General features: G+C 74.1%; 6 protein-coding genes and 1 pseudogene. 1 reads left to right on the plus strand and 6 read right to left on the minus strand.

The genetic code is table 11. The features are described from left to right. Positions 1–13: 13 nt before the first annotated feature. Positions 14–256, plus strand: a complete 243-nt coding sequence (locus ACFWUZ_RS16055; RefSeq protein WP_384372481.1) for a hypothetical protein — start codon at positions 14–16, stop codon at positions 254–256. A gap of 14 nt (positions 257–270) precedes the next feature. Here the strand turns inward: ACFWUZ_RS16055 and ACFWUZ_RS16060 are convergent, their stop codons facing one another. The 6 genes and pseudogenes from ACFWUZ_RS16060 to leuS form a co-directional block, all read right to left on the minus strand. Then, entirely contained in the window at positions 271–1,152 is an 882-nt protein-coding gene (locus tag ACFWUZ_RS16060; RefSeq protein WP_384372483.1) for a YceI family protein, read from the minus strand. 130 nt (positions 1,153–1,282) lie between these two features. Beyond that, positions 1,283–3,538: pseudogene (locus ACFWUZ_RS16065) on the minus strand (ComEC/Rec2 family competence protein); the annotation flags it as partial. A gap of 119 nt (positions 3,539–3,657) precedes the next feature. Continuing rightward, entirely contained in the window at positions 3,658–4,326 is a 669-nt protein-coding gene (locus tag ACFWUZ_RS16070) for a helix-hairpin-helix domain-containing protein (protein ID WP_384372485.1), read from the minus strand. Positions 4,327–4,772: 446 nt separating this feature from the next. Beyond that, positions 4,773–5,618 carry a DegV family protein gene (locus tag ACFWUZ_RS16075; protein ID WP_384372487.1) on the minus strand — a complete coding sequence of 282 codons (846 nt, stop codon included), beginning with the start codon at positions 5,616–5,618 and terminating at the stop codon, positions 4,773–4,775. 327 nt (positions 5,619–5,945) lie between these two features. Then, positions 5,946–6,728, minus strand: coding sequence for a hypothetical protein (locus tag ACFWUZ_RS16080; RefSeq protein WP_384372489.1), 783 nt, complete (start codon positions 6,726–6,728; stop codon positions 5,946–5,948). A 143-nt stretch (positions 6,729–6,871) separates the two neighbouring features. After that, on the minus strand, positions 6,872–9,745 hold the full coding sequence (gene leuS / locus ACFWUZ_RS16085) for a leucine--tRNA ligase (protein WP_384372491.1): 2,874 nt from the start codon (positions 9,743–9,745) through the stop codon (positions 6,872–6,874). Positions 9,746–10,070 lie beyond the last annotated feature (325 nt).

Consider the following 10,070-nt stretch of genomic DNA (forward strand, 5'->3'; position numbering starts at 1 on the left):
CGAGAATGGTCGCGTGAATGTGCGACATGTACTCGTCCTGCCCGACCGCGACGCCGCCGAGGAGGTGGCGCGGGAGGCCGTCGACCGCTTCGGACTCCCGGAGGAACCGCAGTTGGTGCGCGACGCCCTGGCCGGTGAGGACGACGCCGAGGACGCCCAGTGGCTGGTGGTCGTCGAGGATCCGCAGGAGCGGCTCGACGTGACCGCGCTGGACGCCCTCGCCGACGCGTACGAAGGCTGGCTGGAGGCCCCTTAGCCCCGGTGCCCGTCCTACGCCTTGTGCACGATCTGCACGTCGAGCGCGACCTCCACGGTCGAACCGAGGGCCGCGATGCCGTGGGCGAGCGTGGACTGCCAGTTCAGGGTGAAGTCCTCGCGCTGCAGTTCGGCGGTGGCCCGGCAGGCGGCCCGGGGCTCGCCCTCCATGCCCGTGCCCAGGCCCAGGTACTGGGTGTCCAAGGTCACCGAGCGGCTGACGCCGTGGAGGGTGAGGGCGCCCGCGACGGCCCAGCGGCTGCCGCTGCGGTGGATGAACCGTTCGCTGTAGAACTCCACCGTGGGGTGCCGGGCCGCGTCCAGGAAGTCGGCGGACCGCAGGTGGTCGTCCCGCATCCGCACCCCCGTGTCGATGCTCGCCGCATCGATGATCACGTGCATGGAGGAGTCCTCCATGCGGTCGGCTATCCGCACCGCCCCCGCGAACGTGTTGAAGCGGCCGCGGATCCGCGCGAAACCGATGTGCCGGGCCGAGAAGCCGATCGACGAATGCGTCGGGTCGAGCTCCCAGTGGCCGGGCTGCGGCAGCAGCGGAGGCTCGACGGCGTCGAGGACGATCTCCGCGGTACCGGCCTGCGCCGGGTCCCCCACCAGCGTCGCCCCGTGGAAGGGGGCGTACCCCTCGGCGGTGACGGAGAGGCGGTACTCCCCTTCCGGCATGGCCGCCGTGAATCCGCCGTACGGGTCGGTCTCCCCGCTGACGATCCGCCGGCCGATGGGATCGGTCACCTCGAACCGGGCCTGTCTGACCGGCTGGTGGACGGTGTCGATGACCCGGCAGCTGAGCAGACGCGCCGTCGGCGGCAGCGTCAGTGTCGCGGATGTGTGTGGGCCGGCACTTCCGGCCGACTCCATCCCCCGTCGGCGACCGAACATGACTGACGCACCCCCGTGCTGTGTGGACTTGGACCGCTGTGGCGAAGACGCATTCGATCATGCTGTCGGGTTGTGGGCAAACAGAAGGGTCGCGCCCGGTATGCCCGCGCCGCTTCCGCCGCCGGCCGGCCGCGAACGCGCGCAGCCGTGGGCCGCTGCCGGTGACGGCGACCGAACCGTCGGTGTCGGTACGCAGCACCGTCGCCCCCGCCGCCCGCAGCAGCGCGAGCGTACCCGGTGCGGGGTGCCCGTAGCGGTTTCCGGCACCGACCGGGACGATCGCCAGGCGTGGCCGGATCCGCTCGTACAGGGCGGCTTCCTGGTGCGCGGAGCCGTGGTGGGCGACCTTGACCACGTCCACCGGGCCCCAGTGCGGATGCTCCCTCAAGAGGGCTTGCTGCGCGGGCGGTTCGAGGTCACCGAGCAGGAGCAGGGTCAGCCCCGCCGTCCGGACCAGCAGGGCCACGCTCGCGTCGTTGGGCCCCTCCGGCGGCGGGCCGGCCGGCGAGGGCCACAGCACCTGCCAGTCCACCGGCCCGGCCCGGCGCCGCTCGCCCTGCGCGGCGGCCGCGACGGGCACCCCGGCCGCCGCCGCGGTCCGCCGGACGGAGGCGGCCTGCCCGGCCGGCTCCTCGAAGCCGGTGGTCTGGATCACACCCACGGTCCGGCCGCGCAGCACCCCGGACAGACCGGCCACGTGGTCGGCGTGAAAGTGCGTCAGCAGGAGCAGCGGAACCCTGCGCACACCCAGCGCGCGCAGGCAGTCGTCCACCGGACCGGGGTCGGGGCCGGTGTCCACGACCACGGCCGTGCCCGGCGCGACCGCGAGTACGCCGGCGTCGCCCTGCCCTACCGCGCACTGCACGTAGCTCCAGTCGGGCGGGGGCCAGCCGGTGACCGTACGGGTGAGCTGCGGCGGCCGCAGGACGGCGAGGAGCAGCAGCCCGGCCAGCCCGAAGAGGACCCACCGGCTGCGGCCGAGACGGGGCCCGAGGACCACGGCGGCGCAGGTGGCGGCGGCCAGCAGCAAGCCGCCGGTGACACCGCCCGGCCAGGGCAGCTCGGCCCCGGGCAGCCGTGCCCCGGCCCGGGCCACGCCCGCGATCCACCCGGCCGGTACCCCGGCGCACCAGGCCAGCAGCTCCGCGGCGGGCATCCACAGCGGAGCCGCAGCGAGGGCCGCGAAACCGAGCACCGTGGCCGGACCGGCCGCCAGCTCGGCCAGCAGGTTGCACGGCACCGCCACCAGGCTGATCCGGGCCGACAGGACGGCGACGACAGGGGCGCACACCGCTTGCGCCGCGGCGGCCGCCCCGAGTGCCTCGGCGAGCCGGGGCCGCACCCCGCGCCGGCGCAGGGCCTCGGCCCAGCGGGGGGCGAGGGTCAGCAGGGCGCCGGTGGCCAGGACGGAGAGCAGGAACCCGTAGCTGCGGGCCAGCCACGGGTCGTAGAGCACCAGCAGCAGCACGGCGGCGGCCAGGGCGGGGATCAGGGACCTGCGCCGCCCGGTGGCGAGGGCCAGCAGGGTGACCGCCCCGCAGGCGGCGGCCCGCAGCACGCTCGGCTCCGGCCGGCACACCACGACGAACGCCAGCGTCAGCGCCGCCCCGCACAGGGCGGTCGCCCGCAGGGAGAGCCCGAGGCGGGGTGCCAGCCCGCCCCGCTCGGCCTGCTGGGCGCGGGCCGGGGGCCCGATGAGCAGGAAGAGCACGACGGTCAGGTTGGACCCGGACACGGCCAGCAGGTGCAGCAGGTCGGTGGCCCGGAAGGCCTCGTGCAGATCGGCCGGCACGCGGGAGGTGTCCCCCACCACCAGCCCCGGCAGCAGGGCCCTGGCATCGGGCGCGAGCCCCTCGGTGGCCTCCCGCAGCCCGGCCCGCAGCCGCCCGGCGAGGCGCTGCGCGGCATCCGGTCCGGCGAGCATCCGGGGCGGGCTGTCCCCGGCCGGGCGCAGCAGGGCCACGGCCCGCTCCCCGCCCCGGGCCGGCGCCAGCCGGACGACGGCCGTCACCCGCGTCGAGGGCAGCAGGCGGGCCCATCCCGGATGTCCGGCCTGCACCCGCACCGGCGTGGCGACCCGGGTCCGCGACCCGTCGGGCCCGGTCACCCGGTTCACCACCGCGTCCAGCACCACCAGGGGCGGCCCGGCGCCCCTCGACGTGACCCGCGGATCGGAGGTGACGGTGAACTCCGCGAGGACGCGGGCGTGTTCCCGGGCCAGCCCCGTGACGGGCCCGGCCCGCGCCTCGGCCCGCTGGAGGCCCGCCACCCCGGCCCCGGCGGCCGCGCACAGCAGGGCCGCGGCCACCGCGGCGCCGACCCGCCACCGCGGCCCGGGCCTCCGCCGTCCGGCCGCGAGCAGCAGCCCCGCCCCCACCACCCCCATGGCCACGGCGGCGGCGGTCCAGCCGCTCGGCGCGTCCAGCGCGAGGGCGGCCGAAGCCCAGGCGGCCAGCGCCGGCGCCGCGAGCCGCAGATCGACCGGGCCGGACCCCTCGGGCCCGGTCACGGCCGCACCCGCGTCCGCAGGTCGGCGAAGCGGCGCTCGCCGATGCCTTCGACCTGCCGGAGCTCCTCCACGGAACGGAAGCCGCCGCGGGCGGTGCGGAAGTCCACGATGTGCTGCGCCAGCACCGGCCCGACCCCCGGCAGGCCGTCCAGCTGCTCCACCGTGGCCGAGCCGAGGCTGATCGGGCCCGCACCCGGCCCGGTACCGGGGCGGGCCCCGCCGGGCGGCTGCTGCGGCTCGGCGGGAGCACCCACCAGCACCTGTTCGCCGTCCACCAGGACCCGGGCCCGGTTCAGCCCGGTGGTGTCGGTGCCCGGCCGTACTCCCCCGGCGGCGGCCAGTGCATCCTCGACCCGCGAACCGGCGGGCAGCCTCCGCACTCCGGGCTCCCGGACCTTGCCGCTGACGTCGACGACGACCGGCGAACCGGAGCCCGGAGCGGCCCCTGGCGCGGCGGCGGCGAGGGCCGGAGCCTGGGCCTGGGTCTCGGGCGGCGCCTTCCCCGGGGCTACCACGTCGGGCGCGACGACCGGCTGCGGCCGGGCAGCTCCGTACTGGTGCGCGGCGAAGCCCACCCCCACCAGCAACACCAGCGTCACCGCGGCCACCGTGCGCGGCTCGACCCCGCAGCGGGCCTGGAGCCAGACCGGCAGCCGTTCCCGCACGGCGGATCTCCACGCGCCCCCGGCGGCCTGCTCACCCGCTTCCCGGGAGCCGGGCCCGGCGGGCGGAGGAGGCGCGTGGGAACCGGCCTCCTCCCCGGGCAGCGGACCGCCAGGTTCCGGCCCGGACGGGGCGGGATCCCGCGGCAGGGCGGGGTCCCGCGGGAGGGCGGGGTCCCGCGGTGGGCTGCTGCCGCCGAGCAGGGCCTCGGCCCGGCGGTGCACCGCCGCCGGTTCCGGACGGGGTCGGCGGTCACCGCGGCGGTGGCGGAGTCGGCCGTCGGACAGACGGGAGCGGCCCGGGCCACTGGTGGCTCCGGAGGGACGCGGGGTACGGGCGCGAAGAGTCATGCCACGACGGTAGGGGCGCATCCCGCATCCCGTTCGGAGGCCTCAATTCCTGTGGACAGCAGGCCCGTTGTGCATGATCCGGTCACCCGTTCCGGTGATCAGCGCGGCGATACGACGGCTGCCAGCAGTCCCGGCCCGGTGTGTGCGCCGATCACCGCGCCGACCTCACTGACGTGCAGCTCGACCAGCCCGGGGATGCGCTCGCGGAGCCGCTGCGCGAGTTTCTCGGCCCGTTCGGGCGCGGACAGGTGGTGCACCGCCACGTCCACGCTCCCCGATCCGGCACGCTCGACCGCCAGCTCCTCGAGGCGGGCGATGGCCTTGGAGGCCGTCCGGACCTTCTCCAGCATCTCGATGCGCCCTCCCTCCAGCGTCAGCAGCGGTTTGACCGCGAGCGCCGAGCCGAGGAGGGCCTGTGCGGCACCGATGCGGCCGCCCCTGCGCAGGTAGTCCAGGGTGTCGACGTAGAAGTAGGCGGACATGTCCACGGCCCGCTTCTCGGCGGCGGCCACGGCCTCGTCGAGGGAACCGCCCGAACCGGCCGTCTCCGCGGCGGCCAGCGCGCAGAATCCGAGGGCCATCGCGACCATGCCGGTGTCGACGACCCGGACGGGCACGGGGGCCGTCCTGGCCGCGACCACGGCGGCGTCGTATGTGCCGGAGAACTCCGCGGACAGGTGCAGGCTGACGATGCCCGTCGCACCGGCGTCCGCCGCTGCCCGGTAGGCCTGGACGAACTCCTCCGGGCTGGGGCGCGAGGTGGTGACCGAGCGGCGCTTCTGCAGGGCGAGGGCGAGGCTGCGCGCCGAGATCTCGGTGCCCTCTACGAGCGCCTCGCCGCCGAGCACCACGGTGAGCGGGACGGAGGTGATTCCGTGCCGCGCCAGGGCCGGTTGGGGCAGGTAGGCCGTGGAATCGGTGACGATCGCGACATGGCGGGACATGAGGCGGAGATTACCGCCCGTGGGGGTCGGACGGCAGCCTCGGCCCCCTGCCGGGCCACCGAAGGCCGTCCGAAGGCCGTCCGACCGCAGTCCGAAGGCCGCCGCGAAGCCGTGCAGCAGCCGGCCGGAGGCCGTCCGCAGGCGCGCCGAGCCCCACTCCGACCGCGCGGGCCGTCCGCCCGCACCGGAAAACCGGCGCAAGCACCCTCCCGCCCCGGACGATCGCGCCGGACATCCGAGCCCGGGACCTCCGCGGACAGCCGACCGGGCGAAGACCGACGAAGACCGGACGAAGCACCGCAGGAAGACCGAGCGGCGTCCGTGGCCTCAGGTCGTGCTCTCCGGCCGTCGCGTCTTCTGCCAGGAGTACGGAGCCGCCGGGGCCGCCGGGTCCAGCGCAGCCGGCTGGGCACCCCCGGCCGGCTCCGTTGCCCGGGGCTGCGGCGGGGCCGCGGCGGGGCCGGAGCCCGGCCCGGCAGCCGCCGCCCGGGGCGTACCGCCGCCACCCGCCGCCTGCGCCGCGTCCCACGCGGCGGCCGCCGCCGCCAGCTCGTCGACCGACTCGGGAGACCAGTCCCGCAGCGCATCCGACTCGGTCTCGATCTGGGCCGAGAGCGCGTCCAGGTCGTCGGCCGCGAAGCGGCGGGCCCGGTCGCGCGCGGCCCAGCGCAGGGAGTCGGCGGCCTGCGTGATCTTCGCCGTACGCTCCCGCAGATCGGGCAGGGAGGCGGCGATCCGCCCGCGGTCCGGTTCCTGCTCCAGCCGCTTCAGCTCCTCGTCCAGCTCGTGCCCGTGCGCGCTCAGCCGCTCGAAGAGCCCGATCGACTCCGTCAGCGACCTGTCCACCCGAACCCCGTCGTGCAGGGCCTGTTGTGTGGTCCTCATCGAGGTCCGCAGGTCGAGCCGCAGCTGCGCCAGTGCCCCGGCGACCCCGACCTGGCCGAAGCTCTTCGCCCTGAGGGTGGTGTCCTCCACGGTCCGGCGGGCCTGCGTGATCGTACGGTCCACGCCCCGCTTGGCCGCCCCCACCACCTTCACGGTGGCGTACGCACCCAGTCCGAGGAAGGTGAAAAGCACCATCAGCGCGAAGATGATCAGCGCGGCCTCCATGAGTGTCCCTTCCCCAGTCCCCAGGCAGCTGTTTTCCGTCCCCTCCACGGTAAACGCAACGGGCAGGCCAGGGGTTCCCATCGAACCCCCAACCTGCCCGTACGGGATGTCCCCCACACCTACCGGGAAGGGACGGGACGGCCTCAGATGACGATGTTCACCAGCTTGGGCGCGCGCACGATCACCTTGCGGATCTCCGCGCCGCCCAGCGCCGCCACCACGCCCGCGTCGGCTACCGCCAGCTGCTCCAGCTCCGCCTCGGAGATCGCCGGCGACACCTCCAGGCGCGCCTTGACCTTGCCCTTGACCTGCACCACGCAGGTCACGGTCTCGTCCACGACGTACGCCGGGTCCGCGACGGGGTAGTCCTGGTGGACGACCGAGTCGCTGTGACCCAGGCGGTGCCACAGCTCCTCCGCGATGTGCGGGGCCAGCGGGGCGACCAGCAGCACCAGCCGCTCGGCGACCGAGCGCTCCAGCGGGCGGCCCGCCTTCGTCAGGGTGTTGTTCAGCTCGGTGATCTTCGCGATGGCGGTGTTGAACCGCAGCCCCGCCAGGTCGGCGCCGGCCCCGTCGATGGCCTTGTGCAGGGCGCGCAGGGTGTCCTCGGCGGGCTCGGCGTCGACGACGGTGACCGCACCGGTCTCCTCGTCCACGATGTTGCGCCACAGGCGCTGCAGCAGCCGGTACTGGCCGACGACGGCGCGGGTGTCCCACGGACGCGAGACGTCCAGCGGGCCCATCGCCATCTCGTACAGGCGCAGCGTGTCCGCGCCGTACTCCTCGCACATCTCGTCCGGCGTGACGGCGTTCTTCAGGGACTTGCCCATCTTGCCGTGCTCGCGCTTGACCGGCTGTCCCTGGTGGAAGTACCCGCCGTCGCGCTCCTCGACCTCGGCCGCCGGAACGTACACACCGCGCGCGTCGGTGTAGGCGTACGCCTGGATCATGCCCTGGTTGAACAGCTTGTGGAACGGCTCCGCGGAGGAGACGTGACCCAGGTCGAACAGCACCTTCGACCAGAAACGGGCGTACAGCAGGTGCAGCACCGCGTGCTCGGCGCCGCCCACGTACAGGTCGACGCCGCCGTGCGGCTGTCCCTCGCGCGGGCCCATCCAGTACTGCTCGATCTCCGGGTCCACCAGCGCCGACGCGTTGTGCGGGTCCAGGTAGCGCAGCTCGTACCAGCAGGAGCCGGCCCAGTTGGGCATGGTGTTGGTCTCGCGGCGGTAGCGCTTGACGCCCGCACCGTCGCCCAGGTCCAGCTCCACCTCGACCCACGCCTCGTTGCGCGACAGCGGGGTCTCGGGCTTCGACGCGGCGTCGTCGGGCTCGAAGGTGCGCGGGGAGTAGTCCTCGACCTCCGGCAGTTCCAGCGGCAGCATCGACTCGGGCAGCGGGTGCGCGACGCCGTCCTCGTCGTAGACGATCGGGAAGGGCTCGCCCCAGTAGCGCTGGCGGCTGAACAGCCAGTCGCGCAGCCGGAAGTTGACCGTGCCCTCGCCGATGCCGCGCTCGGCCAGCCACGCGGTGACGGCGGCCTTGGCCTCGACGACGCCCAGCCCGTCCAGCGAGATGCCCTCGCCGGAGGAGTTCACCAGCTCGGCCTCGTACGAGACGAACGCCTCGTCCCACTCGGCGGTGTCGGTGCCGCGCCCGTCGGTCGGCTGGACCACGCAGCGGATCGGCAGCTCGAAGGCGCGCGCGAACTCGAAGTCACGGCTGTCGTGCGCGGGCACGGCCATGATCGCGCCGGTGCCGTAGCCCATCAGCACGTAGTCGGCGATGAAGACGGGGACCTGCTCGCCGCTGACCGGGTTGGTCGCGTACGCGCCGGTGAAGACGCCGGTCTTGTCCTTGGCCTCGGCCTGCCGCTCGACGTCCGACTTCGAGGCGGCCTGCTTGCGGTACGCGTCGACGGCCTCGGCGGGGGTGGCGTAGCCGCCGGTCCACACCGCGTGGGTGCCCTCGGGCCATTGCGCGGGGACGACGGCGGGGACCAGCTCGTGCTCGGGCGCCAGCACCATGTAGGTGGCGCCGAACAGCGTGTCGGGGCGGGTGGTGAAGACGGTGATCGCACCGGCGTCGCCCACGGCGAAGTCGACGCGCGCGCCCTCGCTGCGGCCGATCCAGTTCCGCTGCTGCAGCTTGATGGCCTCGGGCCAGTCCAGCGCCTCCAGGTCGTCCAGCAGCCGGTCGGCGTACGCGGTGATCCGCATGTTCCACTGGCTCAGCTTGGACTTGAAGACGGGGAAGTTGCCGCGCTCGGAACGGCCGTCCGCGGTGACCTCCTCGTTGGCCAGTACGGTGCCCAGGCCGGGGCACCAGTTCACGGGCGCGTCGGAGGAGTACGCCAGCCGGTGGCCGTTCAGTACGTCGGCCCGCTCCGCGGCGGTCAGCCCGCTCCAGGCGCGGCTCCCGGGGACCTCACGGGAGCCGTCCTCGAAGGCGGCGACCAGTTCGGTGATGGGCCGGGCGCGGCCGGCCTCGGAGTCGTACCAGGAGTTGTAGATCTGCAGGAAGATCCACTGCGTCCACTTGTAGTACTCGGGGTCGATCGTGGCGAACGACCGGCGCTTGTCGTGGCCCAGGCCCAGCCGGCGCAGCTGGACCTTCATGTTCTCGATGTTGGCCTCGGTCGAGACCCGCGGGTGCGTGCCGGTCTGCACGGCGTACTGCTCGGCCGGCAGGCCGAAGGAGTCGAAGCCCAGGGTGTGCAGGACGTTGTGACCGGTCATCCGCTGGTGGCGGGCGTACACGTCGGTGGCGATGTACCCGAGCGGGTGGCCGACGTGCAGACCCGCACCGGACGGGTACGGGAACATGTCCATGATGAACTTCTTGGGCCGTGCGACGGCCGCGGGGTCACCGGCCAGGTCACCGGTCGGGTTCGGGGCCTCGTAGGTTCCCTGCGCGTCCCATACGTCCTGCCAGCGAGCCTCGATGTCGGCGGCCATGGCAGCCGTGTAACGGTGCGCCTCGGCCGCCTCGGGGGCCGGGGTGTTCGTCTCGCTCATGATTTCTGAAGCTCCATCGATCGTCTCTGCCGTCTCTGCCTGCCCAAACGAAAAAACCCCTCGCACAGGAGGGGACGCCGCGCCGGTGCCGACCGTCGAAGGGTCGGTACTGATCAGCGCGGCTCGGTAAGCAGAAGGCGTACGGCACGCATGGCGTCAGGGTACCGCAGCGGCCCCTACGGGTGCTCGGCCGTTCCGCACAACGAGAAGCGGGGGCCCCCCAACCGGGGGGGCGGCGGGGAACGGGGGGGGGTAGGTGTATTTTAATCAAGAACGCCAGCAGTCCAAGGACGGGGGCAAGAAAAAAAGGGAAATAACCAGGGGC

Origin of the sequence: Streptomyces sp. NPDC058646 (assembly GCF_042716875.1) — a bacterium.
Taxonomy (GTDB): Bacteria; Actinomycetota; Actinomycetes; order Streptomycetales; family Streptomycetaceae; genus Streptomyces.

Coding starts and splice junctions, on each gene's coding strand:
- ACFWUZ_RS16080 (WP_384372489.1), bottom strand. CDS start 6,728: ATGGAGGCCGCGCTGATCATCTTCGCGCTGATGGTGCTTTTCACCTTC.
- leuS (WP_384372491.1), bottom strand. CDS start 9,745: ATGAGCGAGACGAACACCCCGGCCCCCGAGGCGGCCGAGGCGCACCGT.
- ACFWUZ_RS16075 (WP_384372487.1), bottom strand. CDS start 5,618: ATGTCCCGCCATGTCGCGATCGTCACCGATTCCACGGCCTACCTGCCC.
- ACFWUZ_RS16060 (WP_384372483.1), bottom strand. CDS start 1,152: ATGTTCGGTCGCCGACGGGGGATGGAGTCGGCCGGAAGTGCCGGCCCA.